Annotated in this window: 20 protein-coding genes; 6 read left to right on the top strand and 14 right to left on the bottom strand. The window is 64.0% G+C overall.

The window, feature by feature from the left end; genetic code table 11:
- Nucleotides 1-167 precede the first annotated feature (167 nt).
- Nucleotides 168-1,346, bottom strand: coding sequence for an acetyl-CoA C-acetyltransferase (locus CIT39_RS02690; RefSeq protein WP_094973642.1), 1,179 nt, complete (start codon nt 1,344-1,346; stop codon nt 168-170).
- A gap of 304 nt (nt 1,347-1,650) precedes the next feature.
- Between CIT39_RS02690 and phaR the strand changes: the two genes are divergently transcribed.
- Together phaR and CIT39_RS02680 are read left to right on the top strand one after the other, a co-directional pair.
- Nucleotides 1,651-2,247: a polyhydroxyalkanoate synthesis repressor PhaR gene (gene phaR, locus CIT39_RS02685; RefSeq protein ID WP_094973593.1), complete on the top strand. Its 597-nt coding sequence runs from the start codon at nt 1,651-1,653 to the stop codon at nt 2,245-2,247.
- A 41-nt stretch (nt 2,248-2,288) separates the two neighbouring features.
- Nucleotides 2,289-2,906 (top strand): class I SAM-dependent methyltransferase, encoded by a 618-nt coding sequence (locus tag CIT39_RS02680; protein WP_094973594.1) that lies wholly within the window; start codon nt 2,289-2,291, stop codon nt 2,904-2,906.
- Between the two features lie 7 nt (nt 2,907-2,913).
- Here CIT39_RS02680 and CIT39_RS02675 read toward each other — a convergent pair whose 3' ends face one another.
- Nucleotides 2,914-3,801 carry a branched-chain amino acid aminotransferase gene (locus tag CIT39_RS02675; RefSeq protein WP_094973595.1) on the bottom strand — a complete coding sequence of 296 codons (888 nt, stop codon included), beginning with the start codon at nt 3,799-3,801 and terminating at the stop codon, nt 2,914-2,916.
- Between the two features lie 119 nt (nt 3,802-3,920).
- Between CIT39_RS02675 and CIT39_RS02670 the strand changes: the two genes are divergently transcribed.
- On the top strand, nt 3,921-4,856 hold the full coding sequence (locus CIT39_RS02670; protein ID WP_094973596.1) for an alpha/beta hydrolase: 936 nt from the start codon (nt 3,921-3,923) through the stop codon (nt 4,854-4,856).
- A 9-nt stretch (nt 4,857-4,865) separates the two neighbouring features.
- Here CIT39_RS02670 and CIT39_RS02665 read toward each other — a convergent pair whose 3' ends face one another.
- On the bottom strand, nt 4,866-5,114 hold the full coding sequence (locus CIT39_RS02665; protein ID WP_094973597.1) for a hypothetical protein: 249 nt from the start codon (nt 5,112-5,114) through the stop codon (nt 4,866-4,868).
- Between the two features lie 217 nt (nt 5,115-5,331).
- Between CIT39_RS02665 and CIT39_RS02660 the strand changes: the two genes are divergently transcribed.
- Nucleotides 5,332-6,204: a hypothetical protein gene (locus CIT39_RS02660; protein ID WP_094973598.1), complete on the top strand. Its 873-nt coding sequence runs from the start codon at nt 5,332-5,334 to the stop codon at nt 6,202-6,204.
- Here the strand turns inward: CIT39_RS02660 and CIT39_RS02655 are convergent.
- The 3 genes from CIT39_RS02655 to CIT39_RS02645 form a co-directional block, all read right to left on the bottom strand.
- Entirely contained in the window at nt 6,201-6,761 is a 561-nt protein-coding gene (locus CIT39_RS02655) for a carboxymuconolactone decarboxylase family protein (RefSeq protein WP_094973643.1), read from the bottom strand. The two genes, CIT39_RS02660 and CIT39_RS02655, sit on opposite strands and share 4 nt — an antisense overlap.
- A gap of 106 nt (nt 6,762-6,867) precedes the next feature.
- The gene (locus tag CIT39_RS02650; protein WP_162308955.1) at nt 6,868-8,031 is read right to left on the bottom strand and encodes a PLP-dependent cysteine synthase family protein; all 1,164 of its coding nucleotides are present in this window, start codon (nt 8,029-8,031) and stop codon (nt 6,868-6,870) included.
- 66 nt (nt 8,032-8,097) lie between these two features.
- Complete coding sequence (locus tag CIT39_RS02645) at nt 8,098-8,562, bottom strand: Lrp/AsnC family transcriptional regulator (RefSeq protein ID WP_094973644.1); 465 nt, start codon at nt 8,560-8,562, stop codon at nt 8,098-8,100.
- Nucleotides 8,563-8,720: 158 nt separating this feature from the next.
- On the opposite strand from CIT39_RS02645, the gene CIT39_RS02640 reads away from it, so the two are divergent.
- Nucleotides 8,721-9,737, top strand: coding sequence for a 1-aminocyclopropane-1-carboxylate deaminase (locus CIT39_RS02640; RefSeq protein ID WP_094973600.1), 1,017 nt, complete (start codon nt 8,721-8,723; stop codon nt 9,735-9,737).
- A gap of 142 nt (nt 9,738-9,879) precedes the next feature.
- On the opposite strand, the gene recQ is transcribed toward CIT39_RS02640, so the two are convergent.
- The 6 genes from recQ to CIT39_RS02610 form a co-directional block, all read right to left on the bottom strand.
- Complete coding sequence (recQ, locus tag CIT39_RS02635; protein ID WP_094973601.1) at nt 9,880-11,745, bottom strand: DNA helicase RecQ; 1,866 nt, start codon at nt 11,743-11,745, stop codon at nt 9,880-9,882.
- Between the two features lie 170 nt (nt 11,746-11,915).
- Nucleotides 11,916-12,659: a polysaccharide deacetylase family protein gene (locus CIT39_RS02630; RefSeq protein WP_094973602.1), complete on the bottom strand. Its 744-nt coding sequence runs from the start codon at nt 12,657-12,659 to the stop codon at nt 11,916-11,918.
- Between the two features lie 81 nt (nt 12,660-12,740).
- Entirely contained in the window at nt 12,741-13,763 is a 1,023-nt protein-coding gene (metA, locus tag CIT39_RS02625) for a homoserine O-succinyltransferase MetA (RefSeq protein WP_094973603.1), read from the bottom strand.
- 12 nt (nt 13,764-13,775) lie between these two features.
- On the bottom strand, nt 13,776-15,077 hold the full coding sequence (locus CIT39_RS02620) for an O-acetylhomoserine aminocarboxypropyltransferase/cysteine synthase family protein (RefSeq protein ID WP_094973604.1): 1,302 nt from the start codon (nt 15,075-15,077) through the stop codon (nt 13,776-13,778).
- A gap of 267 nt (nt 15,078-15,344) precedes the next feature.
- Nucleotides 15,345-16,937: an amidase family protein gene (locus CIT39_RS02615; RefSeq protein WP_094973645.1), complete on the bottom strand. Its 1,593-nt coding sequence runs from the start codon at nt 16,935-16,937 to the stop codon at nt 15,345-15,347.
- Between the two features lie 162 nt (nt 16,938-17,099).
- A complete protein-coding gene (locus CIT39_RS02610; RefSeq protein WP_094973605.1) occupies nt 17,100-18,281 on the bottom strand; it encodes an MFS transporter in 1,182 nt (393 codons plus the stop codon).
- Between the two features lie 98 nt (nt 18,282-18,379).
- On the opposite strand from CIT39_RS02610, the gene CIT39_RS02605 reads away from it, so the two are divergent.
- Complete coding sequence (locus CIT39_RS02605; RefSeq protein ID WP_094973606.1) at nt 18,380-19,333, top strand: LysR family transcriptional regulator; 954 nt, start codon at nt 18,380-18,382, stop codon at nt 19,331-19,333.
- A gap of 585 nt (nt 19,334-19,918) precedes the next feature.
- On the opposite strand, the gene CIT39_RS02600 is transcribed toward CIT39_RS02605, so the two are convergent.
- Both CIT39_RS02600 and CIT39_RS02595 read right to left on the bottom strand, forming a co-directional pair.
- Nucleotides 19,919-20,788 (bottom strand): hypothetical protein, encoded by an 870-nt coding sequence (locus tag CIT39_RS02600; RefSeq protein ID WP_148667356.1) that lies wholly within the window; start codon nt 20,786-20,788, stop codon nt 19,919-19,921.
- Nucleotides 20,789-20,933: 145 nt separating this feature from the next.
- Nucleotides 20,934-21,272, bottom strand: coding sequence for a hypothetical protein (locus CIT39_RS02595; protein ID WP_148667355.1), 339 nt, complete (start codon nt 21,270-21,272; stop codon nt 20,934-20,936).
- Between the last annotated feature and the right edge of the window lie 5 nt (nt 21,273-21,277).

Raw genomic sequence — 21,277 nt, 5'->3', positions numbered from 1 at the left:
AAGAACAAAACGCCCGGCGTTGAGCCGGGCGTTTGTATTTAATCGAGGCCTGCGCGGTTGCGAAGAATATTTGATTTGCAACCGCTGCCTTTTTAGTCGCGTGCAACGCACTCACTGACGTGTGCAGCGCACGCGCAAACTGCGCGTCAGCTACGTGTCAGCAATCTTCAGTCGCGCGCGATGCACATCGCGATACCCATGCCGCCGCCGATGCACAGCGTGGCGAGGCCTTTCTTCGAATCACGCTTCTGCATTTCGTGCAGCAGCGTCACCAGCACGCGTGCGCCGGACGCGCCGACGGGATGACCGATCGCGATCGCGCCGCCGTTGACGTTGACCTTGGAGGTGTCCCAGCCGAGGTCCTTGTTGACGGCGCAGGCCTGCGCCGCGAAGGCCTCGTTGGCTTCGATCAGGTCGAGATCGCCGACATTCCAGCCGGCTTTCTTCAGCGCGGCACGCGAGGCAGGGATCGGGCCAGAGCCCATGATCTTCGGATCGACGCCGGCCTGTGCCCACGACACGATCCGCGCGAGCGGCTTCTTGCCTTCCTTGGCGGCCTGCTTGGCGGTCATCAGCACCACGGCGGCCGCGCCGTCATTGATGCCGGATGCCGAGCCAGCGGTGACCGTGCCGTCCTTCTCGAAGGCGGGCTTGAGCTTGGCCATGCCATCGAGCGTGGCGCCATGACGCGGATATTCGTCGGCGCTGACGACGATGTCGCCCTTGCGGCTCTTGATGGTGACGGGGACGATCTCGTCGTTGAACTTGCCCGCCTTCTGCGCCGCCTCGGCCTTCTGCTGCGAGGCGACCGCGAACTCGTCCTGCTGGGTGCGGGTAATCTGCCACTGCCGTGCGACGTTCTCGGCGGTGTTGCCCATGTGGTAGCCGTTGAAGGCATCCCACAGGCCGTCCTTGATCATGGTATCGACGAACTCGACCGGGCCCATCTTGACGCCGCCACGCAGATATTGGGCGTGCGGAGCCATGCTCATGGATTCCTGGCCGCCGGCGACCACGATCTCGGAATCGCCGTTGAGCAGCGCCTGGTAACCGAGCGCAACCGTGCGCAGGCCAGAGCCGCAAAGCTGGTTGACGCCCCAGGCCGGGCTCTCCACCGGGATCCCGGCGGCGATCGAAGCCTGACGGGCCGGGTTCTGGCCCTGGGCGGCGGTCAGGATCTGACCCATGATGACTTCCGAGACCCGGCCGGGCTCGATGCCCCCGCGCTCCAGCGCGGCCTTGATGGCGATGGCGCCAAGGTCATGGGCGGGAAGGGTCGCGAACGCTCCGTTGAAGCTTCCGACCGGGGTGCGGGCGGCGCTGACGATGACGACATCGTCTGACATGGGCATCTCCTGGGTTTGAAAGGGGGCAGGCGTGGCTGTGGAAACGGCTCGCCAGTCTCGAATGGCATCCTGTTAACGTCGTTGAGGCATGTCAATCGAACCTTCACCGAATTCATGCCGCAGCGCATTCAAAATAGCGTTCTTGGCGCTTTCGCAAGCAGGATTTTGCTGTGCGATTAACCGTGCCGCACAAAACGGTAGCGTGAGCCCTTTGAAAATGCTTATTTTGTTGCGTTGCGTACTCTTCCCGCCCTGCGGCATAGCCCGCTCGGTTCCCGTTCTCCGCGTTTGCAAGTGAGAGCCCATGGCGAAATCAGACCAACCCACGACCATCAAGAAATACGCGAACCGCCGGCTCTACAACACCGGAACGAGTACCTATGTGACGCTGGAAGACCTCGCCTCGATGGTCAAGGACGGCGAAGATTTCCTGGTCTATGACGCCAAGACCGGCGACGACATCACCCGCTCCGTGCTCGCCCAGATCATCTTCGAGCAGGAGAACAAGGCCGGCCAGAACCTGCTCCCGACCACCTTCCTGCGCCAGCTGATCCGTTTCTACGGCGACAGCATGCAGATGGTGGTTCCGAAATATCTGGAACAGTCGATCGCGACCCTGACCCAGGAGCAAGAGAAGTTCCGCAAGCAGATCGCCAACAGCCTGTCCGGCACTCCTTTTGCTCCCCTGGAAGAACAAGTCCGACGGAACATGGAGCTGTTCCAGCAGACTTTCTCGATGTTCAAGCCGTTCGTTCCCAATGCGGCCCGCCCGGCGACCGCCGCCGAGCCGGAGGCCGATGCGACTGTCGAGACGCCGAAGGACAGCAACATCGACGATCTGCGCCAGCAGATGAAGGACATGCAGGAGCGCCTGGAGCGCATGTCGAAGAAGGAGGAGTAGTTCCTCCTTCGCCGCCGGGCAGCTGAGCCGGAGGACGCGCGATGTGCGACCGAAACGCCCATTGGGAGAACGTGTACGCCACCAAGGGCGAGGCGGAAGTCAGCTGGTTTCAGGACAGCCCGGCGATTTCGCTCGGAATGATCCGCGCGGCCAGGCCCGATCAGCGCGCTGCGATCATCGACATCGGCGGCGGCGCTTCGCGGCTGGTCGACGCTCTCTTGCAGGGCGGATATCGCGATCTCGCCGTGCTGGACCTCTCCGCCAACGCGCTTGACGCCGCCAAGCGCCGTATCGGCCAAGCCGCTTCGACCATCGACTGGATCGTCGCCGACGCCACGACATGGCGGCCGGCGAGGATCTACGATGTATGGCACGATCGCGCGGCGTTTCACTTCCTGACCGATCTCCGCGACAGGGCGGCTTATGTCGAGCGCCTGCAGTCTGCGGTTGCGCCCGGTGGCCACGTCATCATCGCGACGTTTGCGCCCGACGGTCCGGAGAAATGCAGCGGCCTGCCGGTGCAGCGCCATGACAGCGCCAGCCTCGCAGCGGAGCTCGGGCCGGAGTTTGAGCTGGTCGAGACGCAAAGCGAGATACATCATACGCCGTGGAATTCGACACAGGCGTTTCAGTTCAGCCGGTTTCGGCGCAGCAGCTGACTGGCCCTCAAGCCGCCAGCTTCACCGCATGCGCAAAGTCCCAATAGAGCTTGCGCGCTTTGGCGTAGAACGGGCCCGGCTTCAGCTCGCGCTCGTCGATACGGATCACTGGCGCGACTTTCGCAAAATTGCCTGTTGAGAAGATCTCGTCCGCGGCCACGAAATCCGCATAGCGCAACGTCTTCTCGACCACGGTGACGCCGTCGCCGCGAAGCAGGTCGATAACGCGCTGGCGCGTGATGCCGGTGAGGAACGTGCCGTTCGGCACCGGCGTATAGACCACGCCGTCCTTGGCCATGAACACGTTGGAATTGCCGAACTCCGCGACGTTGCCGAGCATGTCGAGCATCAGCGCGTTCTGGAAGCCGCGGGACGCGGCCTCCGCAAGCGCGCGCGAATTGTTCGGATAGAGGCAGGCCGCCTTCGCCTCGACCGGCGCGCATTCGGCCGTGGGCCTGCGGAACGGCGACAGCGTGATCGCGTTGCCGACAGGTTTGGGCATCGGCGCCTCGTAGATGCACAGGCACCAATTGGTGGTCTCGGGGTCGAACAGCACGCCGCCGCCCGAGCCGTTCTGCGCCCAGTACATCGGACGGACGTAGAGCTCGGCATTGGCCGCAAAGCGCGCGATGCCTTCGGTTGCGAGCGTCAGCCAGGTGCCGGTATCGACTACCGGCTTCAGGCCGAAATTGATCGCGGATTGATTGGCGCGGGCAACGTGACGGTCGAGATCTGGCGCGACACCCTCGAACGCGCGTGCACCGTCGAACACCACCGAGCCGAGCCAGGCCGCATGCGTGCGCGGACCCATGATCGGGACATTGCCGTCGTGCCATTTGCCCTCGAAGAAGGTCCAGCTCGGCGAATATTCGATCGGCTTCCTGATTTCGGCCATGACCGGCCTCCCCTTGGCGTGATGCCGCAATATCGCGCCACTATTGGACGCAACATCTAAATGATTCCCTGCGGTCAAGGGGTGGGTTACCCTCGCTGCCGGGGGAGAAAGGAAGCAGCATGTCGCTCGATCCGCTCGCAAAGCGCTTGTTGACCATGATGGCGGCGGCCGCTCCGCAGGCGAGGGGCCGGCCGAGCGTGGAGGCGCGGCGGCAATCGCTGGCGAAGCTGATGCAGTTCGCACGCGTAGATGCCCCGGATGTGACCTCGCGCGACAGCATGCTGCCCGGCCGCGCCGGCGAACTGCCTTATCGGCTCTACACGCCCGCAAATGCCGATGAGCGAGCGCCCGGCTTCGTATTCTTCCATGGCGGCGGGCTGGTCGCAGGCGGTATCGCCACCCATGATCGTATCGCGGCGGCGCTGGCGCATGCCACCGGTTGCCGCCTCGTGTCGGTCGACTACCGGCTCGCGCCGGAGCACAAATTCCCGGCTGCGATCGACGACGCGATCACCGCCACCGAATGGGTCGCGCGCGAGGCCGCATCGCTCGGCATCGACGCGGACCGTCTGGTGGTCGGCGGCGATTCCGCCGGTGCAACGCTCGCAGCCATCGTGTGCCAGGAGGCGGCGCAGACCGCGGGCCTCGCCATCGCCGCGCAATGCCTGATCTGCCCGGTGCTGGATTTCGAGGAAACCTCGCCCTCGCGCGAGGCCTTTGCCGAGGGCCATCTGATCGACCGCGTCACGATCGAGGCCGATCTCTCAGACTATCTGCCCGACGGCATCGACACCGCCGACCCCCGCGTTTCTCCCTTACGGGCAACGCGGCTCACGGGCCTGCCGACCGCGATCATCCACACGGCCGAGTACGACCCGATGCGCGATGAAGGCAATGCCTATGCCCGCAAGCTGCTCGCCGCGGGCGTCGCCGTCGAGCACGTCTGCCACGACGGCATGGTTCATAATTTCCACGCCATGGGCGCGATCCTGCCGCAGGCTCAGCTGGTGCTGTCGCAGATCGGCGAGCAGGTGCGGCGAGCGGTTGCGAGGTAAGTGCGCGAATCAGACGCGCGCATCGATCACGGCCCTGGCTGCCATGACATAGTCAGGCCAATGCGCGTCCGCATAGCGCGCCGCCTGCCGGGCGCAGGTGACATCCGGCGCATGCGCGGCTGCGATCGTGCGTGCAAAGCGTTCTTCGGCCACCGTCACTTCGCCAGGCTCGCGAGACGACACGGCGGCAGCCACCGCCGTCGGAGCGACAGCGAGCCCCGCCAGACCGGTGAGCAGGATGCGGCGTGACGTATTCATGGCTGTCGTCCTTCCAATGTCCGGCCTGCACTCGGGCCGGCGCGTGTGTCAGTGCGATTCCCCGCAGAGTAACCGCGCACGTCCGTGCCGTCCATCGCTTGCGGATAGCGCTTGACCGCGGCAACGATCACGTTCCATCTAGCACACGATCCCGCCACCGCAGCCCTACGCGTCGGATTATCACTTGTCCCAGCACAGCCCATCGCACCATCAGGCTTTGCGCGCTACCGCGATGGGGCTGGCCTGTCTGGCGATTTCGACCGGCACCGCCTTCTCCTCCGAAGCGGATGAGGACGCACCGGCAAAACCAGCGGTTCCAAACATCTACCTCGATCTGCGCACGACCTATGCGACGATTCCGGCGGGCACGCTCGGGCTCGGCTTCGGCAGCACGTCTTTGTCGGCCGCGTTCGAAGCTCTGGCGGTACGAAGAGGCACAACGCTGCCGAACGGCTTGCCTGCCGCGAAATCGATTGCGATCGACCTGCCGCTGACCGTCGACGTCAACGACCGCGTCTCGCTCTACGGCGGCGTGTCGGGCTCGACGACCGACATCGGCGGCGGCTGGTCGACGTTCGACATTACGAGCTGGAACATCGGCTTGCAGGCCGACCTTTATCAGCAGAATGGCGGAAACGTTCCGACCATCACGCTGCAATCGACCCTGACGCAGTCGGTGCCCAACGAGCAGGGCATGACCAATTCGTTCAACAACATCCTGGAATTCGACTACGCGCTCGACGAGGATGAAACGCGGGGCTGGCTCGCGGGCATGCAATATACTTACACCACCATCGCCAGCCCGTTCGCAAGCATCCGGCCGAACACGATCCTCTATGCCGGCGGCTACTACCAATGGCCGAGCAACTGGAAGTTCACGGGACGCCTCGGCGTGCAGTCGTTCGGCGGCGCAGAGCTCGCGGGCCGGACGATCGCGGAGTCATTCACCCAGCCGGTCCTGCGGCTCGACCTCGACCGCATGGACGACAATGACAACCGCCTGTTCGGCATCACCGCGCAAATCGCGTGGATGCCGAAGCCGTCATATCAGGTGACGCTGCGCACGCCGCTCTACGCCGTGCGCAACTAGTCCGGCACCGGCACGTCGAACGTGTTGAGCGTGACCGAGACCATGCAATAGACGCCGACGAGATAGGACAGCTCGGCCGCGCCGTGCTCGCCGAACTCCTTCACCGCAGCCCGATAAGTCAGCTCCGGCAGCACGCCGCCGCTCACCAGTGCCGAGGCCATGTCGTAAGCGACGGCCTCCTGCTTGGTGAGATCGACCGGCCGCTGGCCGGCGACGATGGTCGCAAGCTTTTCGTCGGAGAGGCCACGCTGCTCGGCGACCAGCACGTGGGCATAGAGCTCGTAGCCGGATCGGAAATGCGAGCCGGTGACGAGGATCGCGACCTCGCGCACCGGGGCCGGCAGCAGCGGGTTCGACGCGATCGCCTTGACCAGCTCCCACACCGGCCCGCCGAAGCGCGGCTCGCGGATCCAGGGGTTCCAGGGCCCGAGCAATGCGCCATCGTCGCGCATGTTCACGAAGCCCTTGAAATGATCCTTGATGCCGGCTTGCATGTCCTCATAGAGCGGCTTCTGTTCAGCACTCAGGTCTTTCGGATCGAGAATGGGAAGGCGCACGGTGGAGATCTCCTCGTTGAGAAGACGAGGCTTGCCCGCATGTGCGCGCAAGGCAAGTGAAGTTGCCGTGACATCGCAGTCCCGTCGGGCGTTCCGACAAATTCGACTATGTCGTCCCGGGGATTTGAGCGCTCTGGGGATTTGCGACGTCGTCGACGGCGAGCGTCATCGGCTCACCGGTGGCGAGGAACGACGACAAGGTCGCCTCGAACGGCGCCGGATCGAGGCCGCGCGCCTTCAGCCATTCGGGCTCATAGTAGGTTTGCCGATAGCGCTCGCCGGAATCGCAGATCAGCGTCACCAGCGACCCCGTCGCGTTCGCCTGCCGCATCTCCGAGGCGAGCCGGCACAGCGCCAGGAAATTTGTGCCGGTTGACCCGCCTACCGGGCGGCGCAGCCGGCGCGATAGCACGTTCATCGCCGCGATCGTGGCCGCGTCCGGGATCTTCATCATGCGGTCGACCACGCCAGCCACGAAGGAGGGCTCGCAACGCGGCCGGCCGACGCCCTCGATCAGCGACGGGCGGTCGCAAACATGGGAGCGGTCCTGCGAGCGGAAGCAATCGAAGAAGGCGGAATGCTCGACATCGGCGACACACAGCCGCGTCGGATATTGGCGATAGCGCAAATAGCGTCCGATGGTGGCCGACGTGCCGCCGGTGCCCGCGCCCATTACGATCCAGTCCGGCAGCGGGCGCGGCTCGCCCTGCAATTGCGTGAAGATCGATTCGGCGATGTTGTTGTTGCCGCGCCAATCCGTTGCGCGCTCGGCGAAAGTGAACTGGTCCATGTAGTGACCGTTCAGGCGCGCGGAGAGCGCGGCCGCTTCCGCATAGAGAGCGCGGCCGTCGTCGATCAGGTGGCAATTGCCGCCATAATGCTCGATCGCGGCGATCTTCTCCGCCGAGGTCGTGCGCGGCATCACGGCGTAGAATGGTACGCCGATCATTTGCGCGAAATAGGCTTCCGACACCGCCGTCGACCCGGACGAGGCCTCGACGACAGGTGTGCCTTTACGGATGTGGCCGTTACAGAGCGCATACAGGAACAACGAGCGCGCGAGCCTGTGCTTCAAGCTGCCGGTCGGATGGGTGGACTCATCCTTTAGATAAATGTCGATGCCTGACAGCGCCGGCACGATCAGCCGGATCAGATGCGTGTCGGCGGTACGGCACTGGTCGGCCTCGATCGCCGCCACGGCCTCGTCGACCCAGCCGCGCCGATAGGCCGGCCCGGCCGGATTGGGGTGGCGGAAGGGAAGCGGCTCCATCGGCATGACCAGGCGATTCCTTGAAAAGCGACGTCCATCTAGCATGAGGACGCTTGTGCACCCCGCTCAAAATTCGAGCGGCGCGTTGTCGACGACCTCCTTCATCACGAAGAAGGTGCGGGTCTGGCGCACGCCGGGCAGCGCGATCAGCTGCTCGCCGTGGATGCGGTTGAAATCCTCCATGTCGCCGACGCGGATCTTGAGGAAGTAGTCGAAGTCGCCGGCGACGAGGTGGCAGTCGAGCACGAATTTCAGTTTGGCGATCGCCTGCTCGAAGATCGCAAAGCTCTCCGGGGTCGAGCGGTCGAGCACGACCCCGACCATGACCAGGGTGCCCTTTGCCACCTTCTTCGGCGCGACCATGGCGCGCACAGCCGCGATGAACCCGTCCTCGAACAGGCGCTGGGTGCGGCGATGGCACGTCGCGGGGCTGATCGCGACTGATCCGGCCAGCTCGGCATTGCTGAGCCGACCGTTGTTCTGCAGCAATCTCAATATCTTAAGGTCGATGCGATCAAGCCGGGAGGCCATGAAAGAAACTTCCATGAAAGGATGATAACTCAGAAGAAATATCAGTATTATTCGTTGCGAATGCAAGAAACAGCGCAATATCAGCGCAACATTCGAGAGCACCTTCTTCCGACGCGATGCTAGGCAAATGCCAGCACCAACGCCAATCGGGATGACCCATGAAGCTCGACAAATTTCCGCGCTACCCACTGACCTTCGGCCCGACCCCCATCGAAAAGCTGGAGCGGCTGTCAAAACATCTCGGCGGCAATGTCGAGGTCTATGCCAAGCGCGAGGACTGCAATTCCGGCCTCGCCTATGGCGGCAACAAGCTGCGCAAGCTCGAATACATCATCCCCGATGCGATCGCTTCGAATGCCGACACGCTGGTCTCGATCGGCGGCGTGCAATCGAACCACACCCGCATGATCGCGGCGGTCGCCGCCAAGATCGGCATGAAGTGCCGGCTGGTGCAGGAAGCCTGGGTGCCGCACGAGGACGCCGTCTATGACCGCGTCGGCAACATCATGCTGTCGCGCATCATGGGCGCCGACGTCCGCCTGGTCGATGACGGCTTCGACATCGGCATCCGCAAGAGCTGGGAGCAGGCGATCGACGAAGTGAAGGCCGCGGGCGGCAAGCCCTACCCGATTCCCGCCGGCGCCTCGGTGCACAAGTTCGGCGGCCTCGGCTATGTCGGCTTCGCCGAAGAGGTCCGCAAGCAGGAGGCCGAGCTCGGCTTCAAGTTCGACTACATCATCGTCTGCACCGTGACCGGCTCGACCCATGCCGGCATGCTGGTCGGCTTCGCCGCCGACGGCCGCGCCCGCAAGGTGATCGGCATCGATGCGTCTTTCACGCCGGCGCAGACGAAATCGCAGGTGCTCGAGATCGCGCAGAACACGGCTGAGCTCGTCGAGCTCGGCAAGGATCTCGTCGCTGACGACGTCGTGCTGATCGAGGACTACGCCTATCCCGCCTATGGCGTGCCGTCGGAAGAGACCAAGGAAGCGATCCGCCTCACCGCGCGTCTCGAAGGCATGATCACCGACCCCGTCTACGAGGGCAAGTCGATGCAGGGCCTGATCGATCTCGCGCAGAAAGGCTATTTCGAGAAGGGCGCGAAGATCCTGTACGCCCATCTCGGCGGTGCGCCCGCGCTGAACGGGTATGCATATGCGTTCCGGAACGGCTGAAGCAACGGAGGCGGTGCAATAGCCGCCTTCTCTACCTTCGTAGCCCGGATGGAGCGCAGCGTAATCCGATACCGCGCCGTTGACGCGCGAGAACCCCGGATTGCGCTTCGCTCCATCCGGGCTACGGCGATCTGCGATCGCCCTACCGCGTCCTGACGATCTGCAGCAGCTCGTCGCCGTAATGCTCGAGCTTCTTGTCGCCGATGCCGGGCACGTTGCGGAGCTCGTCGAGGGTCGTGGGCCAGGCCCGGACGATGCCGTCGATGGTGGCATCGTGCAGCACCACATAGGCCGGTACGCTGCGCTCGCGCGCAATGTCTGAACGCCAAGACCGCAGCCGCGCGCGCAGTTCGGGATCGACATCGCCTTGCGGCGCGTTCGCCGCCGGCGCGAGATCGCCGCGGCGGGATTTGCCGCGGCTCGCGCGAAGGCGCGTGCCGGGCGCCTCCTCGCGCAGCCACACTTCGGTTTCGCCGCGCAGCACGCCGCGCGCGGTCTCGGTCAGCTTCAGCGCCCCATAGGCTTCGCTGTCGCTCTGCAAATGCCCCATCGCCACCAATTGACGCAGCACGGTGCGCCACTGCTTCTCGTTGAGCTCGCGGCCAATGCCGAACACGGACAATTTGTCGTGGCCGAACTGCGTGACCTTCTCGGTCAGGCGTCCGATCAGCACGTCGATCAGGTGCATCGCACCGAAACGCTGCCCGGTGCGATAGACGCAGGACAACAGCTTCTGCGCCAGCACCTTGCCGTCGCGCATCTTCGGCGGCGTCAGGCAATTGTCGCAATTGCCGCAGGTCTCGCCCATCGCGATCTCGCCGAAATAGGCGAGCAGCCGCCGGCGCCGACACTGCGCGGTCTCGGCAAGGCCGACCAGCGCATCGAGCTTGCCGATCGAGACCCGCTTGAATTCGTCGGAGGCGCTGGATTCGTCGATCATGCGGCGCTGCTGCACGATGTCGGAGAGGCCGTAGGCCATCCAGGCCGCCGACGGCTTGCCGTCGCGGCCGGCGCGGCCGGTCTCCTGGTAATAGGCCTCGATGCTCTTGGGCAGGTCGAGATGGGCGACGAAGCGCACGTCGGGCTTGTCGATTCCCATGCCGAACGCGACGGTCGCGACGATGACGATGCCGTCCTCGTTGAGAAAGCGATCCTGGTTGCGCGAGCGCACCTGGCTGTCGAGCCCGGCGTGGTAGGGCAGCGCCGCAATGCCGGCCTCGTCGAGCGCGGCGGCGACCTCCTCGACCCGGTTGCGGGACAGGCAATAAACCACGCCGGCATCGCCCGCATGCCGCTCCCGGATGAACTCCTTGAGCTGCGACACCGCGCTGCGCTTGTCGACGATCTCGTAGCGGATGTTCGGCCGGTCGAAGCTGGAGACGAACTGCGGCGAATCCGCGAGCTGAAGCCGCGCCACGATCTCCTTGCGCGTCAACTCGTCGGCGGTTGCCGTCAGCGCGATGCGCGGCACATCGGGGAAGCGCTCGGCGATGATGGAGAGGCCGACATATTCGGGGCGGAAGTCATGGCCCCATTGCGAGACGCAATGCGCCTCGTCGATCGCAAACAGCGCCACCTTCGCCTGCGCCAGCAGCGACAGGCAGCGCGGCGTCACCAGGCGTTCAGGCGCGACATAGAGCAGATCGAGATCGCCTGCGAGCAGGCGCCGCTCGATGTCGGAGGCCTCCTGGAAGCTCAGCGACGAGTTCAACGCGGCGGCGTTGACGCCGGCCTCGAGCAGGCCCGCGACCTGGTCGCGCATCAAGGCGATCAACGGCGACACCACGATGCCGCAGCCTTCGCGTAGCAGTGACGGGAGCTGGTAGCACAGCGACTTGCCGCCGCCGGTCGGCATCAGCACCAGGCAATTGCCGCCGTCGGTGACGTGCCGGATGATCTCGCCCTGCGAACCGCGAAAACCCGGCAGGCCGAACACCGAATGCAGCACCGACAGCGCGTCGCGGCCGTTGGCCGGCGCAGGTCGCGGGACGGTGGAAGGGGCGGACATGAGAGAGCTGGAACCAGAGCCGTGAGATTCGTCACAAGGCCAGTCGCATGGCGCTGCGGCCGTGGCAAGACTGTTTGAGGGGCGGGCGCGACTCTTCCCCTCTCCCCTTGTGGGTGCTCATCCGGCGCTTCGCGCCACCTTCTCCCACAACGGGGGAAGGGAAAAAGAAACTACGCCCCGATCCTGCGCAGCGCCTCTGCGACCGTCACGATCGGCATGTTGCGCTGTCCGGCAGCTTCCAGCGCATGACGCATCAGGTCCGGGGTGCAGCCATAGGGGCTCGGCGCCTTCGCAACGTCATGGCCGTAGAAGATCAGCCATCCGCCGCTCGCGATCGCTTGGTCGAAATAGCGGTCGACGCCCGCCTTGTCGATCTCGCAATCGACCAAGGGCGACGCACGCAGGAACTGGAGATCGATGACGTCGCTGTTGACGCCGGGAAGGATGCCGCGCGCCGAACGGAAGGCCTTGGCGAGCTGCGGCTTGCGCCAGACCGAGGCGATCCCGTAGGGATAGGCGAAATTCTCCAGATTGATCGAGGAATCGATATTGCGGAAATAAGCCCGGTTCCGCTCGATCTCGCGCGCCATCGCGGCCTCGTCGAGATTGGCCGAGCTCTGGTGCGAGAAGGTGTGGCAGGCGATCTCGTGACCGGCGCGGTGAAGCCGCACGATCGCGTCATCCGACAGGCCATGCCAATGGTCGGAGGGCTGATCGATCAGGCTGCCGGCGAGATAGAACGTACCTCGGCCGCCATGATCTTCCAGAAGCGCGGCGCCCTCGCCTGCAGCGCTATCCGGGGCATCGTCGAAGGTGAAGCTCACGATCGGCGCATGCGCGGGCAGCCGATGCGGCGCGGCGCGGAAATGCCGGGCCAGCCGATTGCTCACGCGTCCCTGGAGTGCCGACCACACGACTGCATTTCCCGTGATTGACGTATCTCTGTACTGAAACATTCGCGCGCCGGTTGAGGCAAGCTTAACGCCTGAGTAATCCTAACGCGGAACCAACACCTTGGGCTGACGCGCAAGGACCGGCGCTTCGACCTCCATACTGAGGTATTGCAACCAATTGCGGAAAAGCACCGCCGCCGCGCTGCCGGCGTCGATATCGGCGCGCAAATTCAACCCGGGCAGCTCGTTGGTGAGCGCCGGGTGGCGCTGGTGAACCGCCTTCTTCTCGAAGCGAGCCAGTTTGTCTTCCGTCGCTGCGTCAAAATAGCTCACGGGCAGTCGCGGATAAGTCTCGCGCTCCCGCGCAAGGTAGCGGCCGATGTCGCGAAGATATTCGCGCTGGAGTGACAGCGCGTCGTATTCCGGATGCCCCTGGAAGAACACGAAGCGGCTGGCATACTGGCGAACGAAAACGTCGACGCCTGCGTGGGCCGAGCGTGTCAGCACCTGATAACCGGCCTGCGCCAAGTCCCTCTCCGCGAGTTCGTTCAGGCGCGAATGCGACACTTTCAACGGCGCCGGCGCGGCGAGCGTCAGGGCATCGCTCGTCACGGCGTCGCAATCGAAGATGCCATGGCATTTGGCCGGCAGCCGCCGCCGTGCGATGCCGTCGAGGTGCAGCACCGCCGCATGCGCGGCAAGACACGACCAGATCGTCGAGCGCGTGTTGGCCTTGGCCCAGTCGATGAGGTCGGTGAGGTCGCGCCAGTACGGCTCTTGGTCGAGCTCGGGCGCAACCGGCTCGGCGCCCGTCACGATCAGCCCGTCGAATTTCTGGCGCTTCAGGTCGGAAAGGTCGGAATATTCGCTCTCGACATGCCACTTCGCTTCCGGTGAGCGCTTCACGCTGGGAAGCGAAAAGCAGTGGAGGCGGATGCGGCGCGGACCGGCCGCAGCCTGAAGCAGCTTCAAGAACTGCCGCTCGGTCGCCTTCAGCGCCGGATCCGGCATGTTGTTGACGAGCCCGATCGTGAGCTCGCCGCCGCCATCGCGCGCGAGATCGCGTTCGGCCGGCACCAGCGCCGGGCTCGAGATGACTTGATCCCCGTCGATCAGGATCGTCATGGGCGCCGCCGCCTACTCCGCGGCCTCGAGGCGCGCTGACCGGCAGGCCTTGTCCAGCGCCTGGTCAATGTCCTCGATGATGTCGGAGACGTGCTCGATGCCGATCGACAGCCGGATCGTCTCCGGCAGGACGCCGGCAACGCGCTGCTGCTCTGCCGACATCTGGCGGTGGGTGGTCGAGGCCGGATGGCAGGCCAGCGACTTGGCATCGCCGATATTGACGAGGCGCGTGATCAGCTTCAGCGCGTCATAGAAGGACTTGCCCGCCTCCATCCCGCCCTTGATGCCGAAGGTGAACAGGGAGGAGGCGTTGCCGTCGAGATATTTCTGCACCAGCGGATAATAGGGGCTGTCGGGGAAGCCGGTGTAATTGACCCAGGCGACGCGCGGATCCTTGCGGAGGAATTCGGCGACCTTGCGGGCGTTCTCGACATGACGCTCCATGCGCAGCGCGACGGTCTCGATGCCCTGGAGCAGCAGGAACGCGTTGAACGGCGACAGCACCGAGCCCATGGTGCGCTGATAGACGCTGCGCGCCCGCTCGATATAGGCGGTCTTGCCGAAGCGCTCGGCATAGACGAGGCCGTGATAGGAGGCATCCGGCTTGTTGTAGGCAGGGAAGCGGTCGGCGTATTTCGCCCAGGGGAAGTTTCCGGAATCGACGATGGCGCCGCCGAGCGTGGTGCCGTGACCGCCCAGGAACTTGGTCAGCGAGTGCACGGCGATATCGGCGCCGTAGTCGAACGGCTTGAGCAGAATCGGGGTTGCGACGGTGTTGTCGACGATCAGCGGCACGCCATGCGCATGCGCGATCCTGGCCAGCGCCTCGATGTCGCAGACATTGCCGGCAGGATTTCCGATGGTCTCGGCGAACACCGCGCGGGTGTTCTCGTCGATCAGCTTCTCGACCGCCTCCGGCTTGTCGCTCTCGGCGAAGCGGCCGGTGATGCCCTGGCGCGGCAGGATGTGCGAGAGCAGCGTGTGCGTGGTGCCGTAGAGCTGCGGCATGGAAACGATGTTGCCGCCGTGATCGGCGACGTTGACGAAGGCGAAATGCAGCGCCGCCTGACCGGTCGCGACCGCGAGTGCGCCGACGCCGCCTTCGAGCTCAGCGATACGCTTCTCCAGCACCGCGCTGGTGGGATTGGCGATGCGGCTGTAGCGAAAGCCTTCGGCCTCGAGATTGAAGAGCGCCGCACCGTGATCGGCGCTGTCGAAGGCGTAAGCCGCGGTCTGGTAGATCGGCACGGCGACCGCGTGCGTGGTGGCTTCGGGCTCGTAGCCGGCGTGAATAGCGATCGTCTCGTTGCGCATCGTGCCACCTCCGCGTGGTGCGGGCCGCACTTATTGGCCTAGAATGAGGCATGTGCGTTGTCCGCCGCCCTCCTGTTAGAGGCGGGTGGTAAAGCGGACAATAATTCGCATAGAGATCGAGGAAGTAACCCTAACGCTTGTCGGCGAATTGGCCGGGATTCGGGTTAAAGCGCATTAACGAAGTTCGACCCGCATGGCAGTGACGGCGCCATGCCTTCTCCTTGCGGGGAAAGATGGCGCCGCAATTGCGGCAACGAAGAGCTTGGACTATAGGCTCTCCCACAGCCGATGCGCGAGCACGCCGGCGCGCTTCTCGATCGCGGCCGCCGCATCGAGCGCGAGGTCCTCGCGATAGCGCCCGGCAATGAGCTGCACGCCGATCGGCTTGCCGTCGTGAAGCGCCACCGGCACCACGGCGCCGGGCAGACCCAGCACGTTGATCGCGGAGATGAAGCGGATCTCACCCCAGAAGATCTCGCGCACGCGCTCGGCGCTGACGGTGTCGTCGCGCGGCCCCGGCGTCGGCTTCACCGTGGTCGGCGCCAGCACCACCGGATATTCCTCGAAGAACAGCTGCCAGGCGCGGATGTGGCCGCTGCGCGCCGCGGTCGCCCGCATCCAGGCCTTGAGGTCGAGCACGTTCGCCTTGTCCTTCATGCCGTCCCACGCCTTGTGGAAGTCCTCCGAGGTGACCTTCAGCATGCCCGCTTCCTGCATCACTACGGTCTCGTTGGTGATGATGTCGCACCAGGTCTGCCAGACGCCGTTGATGTCGGGCACCTCGACCTCGCTGACGCGATAGCCGGAGCGTTCGAGATGGTCCGCGGCCTGGCGCAGCGCCGCCCGCACGGATGGGTCGACCTCCATATCCTCGGGGATCTTGGCCAGCGCCACCTTGATCGGCCCCTTCGGCCTCTCGCCGACCAGCGGCGCCGGCACCCACCAGGGATCGCGCGGATCGCGCCGGCTCATCACCTCGAGTGCAAGGCGAACGTCCGCGACGTGGCGGGCGAGCGGCCCCTGCGCCGACATCAGATGCGCCAGCATCGGCCGTTCGGCCGTTGCGCTCGCATTGAACGCGGGGATGCGTCCCTGCGTCGGCTTGATGGTGGCGACGCCGTTGCAATGCGCCGGCCAGCGCAGCGAACCGCCGATGTCGTTGCCATGGGCGATGGTGCCGATGCCGGCGGCGACCGCCGAGCCTGCGCCGCCCGACGAGCCGCCGCAGGTGATGTCGGGATCCCAGGGATTGAGCGTCAGTCCGTGCAGGGGATTGTCCGTAAAGCCGCGAAAGGAGAATTCCGGCGTGTTGGTGAGCCCGATGACGATCGCACCTGATTTCTTCAGGTTGCGCACCACTGGCGCGTCCGACGGCGCGATGAGGTCCTTGTTGGCGGGCACGCCGTTGAAGTTCGGCCGCCCCTCGTAATCGACGTTTTCCTTGATGGTGACAGGGACGCCGTGCAGGAGGCCGAGCTCGCCGCCCTTGGCGCGCTGCTTGTCCGCGGCATGCGCAGCCTTCAATGCCTCTTCCGAGAGATCGACGACGACCGCGTTCAGCTTCGGATTGACGGCGCGCATCCGGTCGAGATGTGCTTCGACGGTCTCGACCGCGGAGATTGCGCCGGAGCGGATCGCAGCCGCGGTCTCGACCGCGGACCATTGCCAGGCCGGTCCCTTGGGACGGCGCGGTGAAGCCGGTTTGCGCGGGATGGCCTTCTTGGCAGAAGCCTTCTTCGCCCCAGACTTCGCAGCAACGCCCTTCGGGGTGGAGGATGTCTTGCTCGATGCTTTCGTCGCCGGCTTCCTGGAAGCAATTGTCTTGCCCGAAACCTTCTTGCCTGAAATCTTCTTGGCCAAAACCTTCTTGGCCGCCGCCTTCTTCGCCACCTGGTATCTCCTAAAATTACGCGGCGCGAGGTTACGGAGGCGGATCGGGCATGTACAGGTGCGTTTCTGCATGGCGCGTTGGCGCGGGCGCCAATGCGAACAATCCTCAGGAATGGTCGCTGCGACTTCGCTTCATTCGGCAGGACACGCCGCGATCGCATCCCGCGCGCGGTCGAGCCGGAGGCTCCACAGCGCCAGCACGAGCCCGACAGCGGTAATACCGGCTGCAACCAGCGGCAGCGCCGGGAGGCCGAGCCCGCGATCGATGGTGGCGCCGCCAACCCAGGCGCCGAGCGCGTTGCCGAGATTGAACGCGGCGATGTTGAGGCTCGAGGCGAGCGTGCGCCCGCTGGGGCCGGCCGCCTCCAGCACGCGAAGCTGGAGTGGAGCGACGGTCGCAAAAGCGGCGATGCCGAGCAGCAGGATCAGCACGATCGCCCCGACTTTGATCGACAGCACGGCGGCGAGGCCAAGGAGCACGATAGCGAGCGCGGCAAGCGTGCCGATCAGCGCGCCGGCGAGGCCGCGGTCGGCCAGCTTGCCGCCAGCGACGTTGCCGATCGCGAGTCCGACGCCGAATACCAGCAGGATCGGCGAGACCGCCGCCTCCGAGAATCCGGTGAAGCGCGTCAGAATCGGCTGGATGTAGGTGAAGACGACGAACAGGCCGGCAAAGCCGAACACGGTCATGGCTAGGCCGAGCAGCACCTGCGGCTGTCGCAGCACCGAGATTTCCTCAGCGAGCGAGATCGGCTTGTCGCCGCTGCCGACATGGCCGGGCACGAACACTGCCACCACCGCGAACGCCATCACGCCGATGACCGTCACCGCCCAGAACGCCGCGCGCCAGCCGAGCATCAGCCCGAACCAGGCCCCGAAGGGCACGCCCAGCAACGTCGCGACCGTGAGGCCGATGAACATGGTGGCGATCGCGGAGGCGCGCTTGTTCTCAGCGACCAGGCTGGTCGCCACCACCGATCCGACACCGAAGAAGGTGCCGTGGGCCAACGAAGTCAGCACCCGCGCCGCCATCAGCAATTCGTAGTTCGGCGCGACCGCGCAGGCCGCATTGCCCACTGTGAAAATCGCCATCAGCGCCAGCAGCACGGTTTTGCGCGGCATCCGCCGTGTGGCGAGCGTCAGCACCGGCGCTCCGACGAACACGCCGAGCGCATAACCGGAGATCAGCAGGCCCGCGATCGGTATCGAGACGTGCATGTCGGCGGCGACCTGGAGCAGGAGCCCCATGATGATGAATTCGGTGGTGCCGATGCCGAAGGCACCGGCGGTGAGAGCGAGGACGGCGGGAGGCATGAGTGGCTCCAATGGATGAGACGAGCCACGCAGATAGCCGTGCCGCGGCGAAACCGATAGGATGTCCGCAATCCAATCATTTGTGACGTGAATTCACCATGGCCCGTTTCGACACCAACCGCTCCGCCGAGATGGAAGTTTTCCTCCGCGTCGTCGATCTCGGCGGGTTCACCCCGGCCGCGCGAAAACTGCGCCTGACGCCGTCGGGCGTGAGCAAGCTGATCTCGCGGCTCGAAGCTCGGCTCGGCTCGCGGCTCGTCAACCGCACCACGCGCAAGCTGACGCTGACCGAAGAAGGCCAGGCGTTCTACCAGCGGGCTGTTCGGATCCTCGCGGAGATGGAGGAAGCCGAACGCGAGGCAGCCTCCGGCGCAGCCCCGCGCGGCCGCCTAACGGTGAACAGCAACATTCCATTCGGCATGCTGCATGTGATGCCGCTGATCCCGCGCTTCCTGAAAGAGCATCCCGACGTCACGCTCGATCTCATGCTCACGGACACCCTGATCGACCTGATGCAGGAACGGGCCGACGTTGCAATCCGTGTCGGCCCATTGCGTGCGTCACGTCTCATCGCACGAAAACTCGGCACCAGCCGCATGGTCGTGGTCGGCGCGCCGGATTATCTCGCCCGCTGCGGCACGCCGAAGACCCCGGCCGATCTCGCCGATCACCGCGGCATCGGCTGGACCTTTCCGCGCGCGATCCGCGGCTGGCCATTCAATCGCGGCGATCACACCGAGGAAGCCGTGCCGCCGCCCGTGGCGCGCGCCAGCGACGGCGAAGTCGCCCGACGCCTCGCACTGGGCGGCGTGGGCCTTGCCCGCCTCGCCCTCTTCCACATCGGCCCCGACATCGAATCCGGCCGTCTCGTGCCAGTGCTACAAAGCAACAATCCGGGCGACCGCGAAGACATCCACGCGGTCTATGTCGGCCATAGCGCGCCCCTGCCCGCGCGCGTGCGCGCGTTCATCGATTTCCTCGCCGAGCATGTGCGTGTGAGTGACCCCACGCTGAAGCGGACGGGGGATGGGAAGTGGAAATTGGTGGGATGAGGCCTATGGCGGAGGGAGAGAAACTAGAAAAAAACTTGCTCAACCGCTGCGTCTCAGGTGCTCTCGATAGGAAAGATAAGTGCGCGTCAGGCTTCTCCGCATTCCGATACCGTGGCTCCGCTGGCCAAGAATGGCGCCGCCAACGGCGCTTTTGCAGCTACGCCCCCTATTTAGGGAATGGCCGAGCGGTAGCGAGGAAGCCAAGCGCGCGGTCTAAGGCCTCGCAAGCCAACCCCCAGGCCTCAGCGCCCTCGGCCCATGAGCGAATGGACGCTCCTGGATGGTCTCTCCTGACTTGGTGCCATTAAGCACGTCCGCGCGATGCACACACCATCAGCTGCTCGAACGCGATACGACCAAGCTCTGCAAATTGCCCGCAGTTGGCCAGTTGGCCTGACCTTGGCTACACGACGCACTGGACGCGGTCGACGCCACCTTTCGAAATCTGAAACGCGATTTCTGCGTGCTTGCTAAAAACAAACAAAAACTTCACAGCTGCAACTACGGCTGGGTATCTTCGAGCCAAAGAGAAGCGCCCGCATTTCATGCTCAGTCATTCAAACAAAGAGAATCTGCACTCTAACTCTACTCAACCTCAGCTCCTTTCGGCAGATGCAGCTTCCGCCCTGCTCTCAACTCAAGCTCTTTCCAAATCTCAGCTTCGGACTTGATGCTCTCAAGACGACGTCTTTCCGCCATGAGTACTGCGGATCGATAAGTCGCTTGAACGACCTGTATTCGATCGGTTGCTGGAAGCTCTGCTACGAATTCTATGGTCTCCTCAACGTGCGAGACTTCGCTTCCTAAGCTGCTGTGACTTCTAAGAAATCGTGTAGCATCAACCCCACAAGGAAGGAGCGACTTCACCGCCTCGATTTCGGCCTTGGGCTTTACGGCGGCAATGCGTTCCGAACAGTACGAAAATCCGATGGTGTCCATGGGATAATCTTGAATGCAATAATCATCAAAAAGTGCGCACAGTGGCTGGACACTGGCCGGCTGGCAGTTTGCCACAATCTGCTTGGCGGGCAGTCCCAAAGCATAAAGATCCTTGAGGGCCAGCCGTTCGTGACCTGCTTCTTCCTGAGCACGAATTTCGAGATAGTGGCCGACCTCTGCTCTTCCAATTTCCTTGAAGCGCTTGGCAGCGCGCAAGAGATTTCGAGGCGTATCTTTCGATGTATAGTATGCGCCTACCAAACTGTATATGTAACGAACTAGACTAGGATCAGGCTTTGCAGGTTGGTCATCCGTCCTTTCGAAGGCGAGCCTGATTGCGCCATCGAGCAATCCGACTGTGCTGTGGAGTGTACCTTTGCAGGTCATGGGTTTGGCGAAGGGAAGAGCAGCCTCCTCCAGTCCACGGGAGGCGTAAAACCAAACCTCTCCCGCATCGCGGGCAATGATAACCGTATTGCCTGCAACTTCTGCCCATTCTGTTTCTAGATGAGTCATGGCGTCCTTCCAAAGGATAGGCGCACCCATCGCCACATGCCGAAAAGACGGGCGTGCGTGATGCGTTCGGCTTTGCTTGTCAGCCAGGAACCATTTACGCTAGCGGATCGAGGTCGCTACGAGCACCTGACCAACCCATCGAGCCTCAAATTCCGCAGCATGTGAAAGCCATCTTAACGCGCGCCGTATCGATCAAATTGCCTTGTATGGCCGACTTGTCAAAATGCTTCTCTGAAGGCGCATCAGGCAGCACAAAGACCTTATGCTTGTCTTTATCGAATTTTTGACTTTTGAAATCAGCCTCAGTCACCACAATCGGATCTTCTACAAAAATACCCGCCTGTTTAAAAACGTTGGCCGTGTCCTTCAGTAGTCGATCCCTGTACTCCGAACTGCTCCAAGCTTGGGCGATTATCTCGGCCAATTTGTCGTTGGGATGATAGACTATGCAGGTTTCAGTGCCGGCACCATCAAGTAGGGGCATAATGG

This window comes from Bradyrhizobium symbiodeficiens (assembly GCF_002266465.3).
Classification (GTDB): Bacteria; Pseudomonadota; Alphaproteobacteria; order Rhizobiales; family Xanthobacteraceae; genus Bradyrhizobium; species Bradyrhizobium symbiodeficiens.
Note: the sequence above shows the minus strand (reverse complement) of the source record. Positions and strands in the feature narration are given on the sequence as shown.

Bases quoted from the DNA above. Each gene is read 5' to 3' on its own strand.
- CIT39_RS02595 (WP_148667355.1), bottom strand. From the start codon at position 21,272: ATGCCCCTACTTGATGGTGCCGGCACTGAAACCTGCATAGTCTATCAT.
- CIT39_RS02620 (WP_094973604.1), bottom strand. From the start codon at position 15,077: ATGCGCAACGAGACGATCGCTATTCACGCCGGCTACGAGCCCGAAGCC.
- CIT39_RS02675 (WP_094973595.1), bottom strand. From the start codon at position 3,801: ATGGCCGAAATCAGGAAGCCGATCGAATATTCGCCGAGCTGGACCTTC.
- phaR (WP_094973593.1), top strand. From the start codon at position 1,651: ATGGCGAAATCAGACCAACCCACGACCATCAAGAAATACGCGAACCGC.
- CIT39_RS02610 (WP_094973605.1), bottom strand. From the start codon at position 18,281: ATGCCTCCCGCCGTCCTCGCTCTCACCGCCGGTGCCTTCGGCATCGGC.
- CIT39_RS02600 (WP_148667356.1), bottom strand. From the start codon at position 20,788: ATGACTCATCTAGAAACAGAATGGGCAGAAGTTGCAGGCAATACGGTT.
- recQ (WP_094973601.1), bottom strand. From the start codon at position 11,745: ATGTCCGCCCCTTCCACCGTCCCGCGACCTGCGCCGGCCAACGGCCGC.
- CIT39_RS02640 (WP_094973600.1), top strand. From the start codon at position 8,721: ATGAAGCTCGACAAATTTCCGCGCTACCCACTGACCTTCGGCCCGACC.
- CIT39_RS02680 (WP_094973594.1), top strand. From the start codon at position 2,289: ATGTGCGACCGAAACGCCCATTGGGAGAACGTGTACGCCACCAAGGGC.
- metA (WP_094973603.1), bottom strand. From the start codon at position 13,763: ATGACGATCCTGATCGACGGGGATCAAGTCATCTCGAGCCCGGCGCTG.
- CIT39_RS02650 (WP_162308955.1), bottom strand. From the start codon at position 8,031: ATGGAGCCGCTTCCCTTCCGCCACCCCAATCCGGCCGGGCCGGCCTAT.
- CIT39_RS02690 (WP_094973642.1), bottom strand. From the start codon at position 1,346: ATGTCAGACGATGTCGTCATCGTCAGCGCCGCCCGCACCCCGGTCGGA.
- CIT39_RS02605 (WP_094973606.1), top strand. From the start codon at position 18,380: ATGGCCCGTTTCGACACCAACCGCTCCGCCGAGATGGAAGTTTTCCTC.
- CIT39_RS02645 (WP_094973644.1), bottom strand. From the start codon at position 8,562: ATGGCCTCCCGGCTTGATCGCATCGACCTTAAGATATTGAGATTGCTG.
- CIT39_RS02670 (WP_094973596.1), top strand. From the start codon at position 3,921: ATGTCGCTCGATCCGCTCGCAAAGCGCTTGTTGACCATGATGGCGGCG.
- CIT39_RS02665 (WP_094973597.1), bottom strand. From the start codon at position 5,114: ATGAATACGTCACGCCGCATCCTGCTCACCGGTCTGGCGGGGCTCGCT.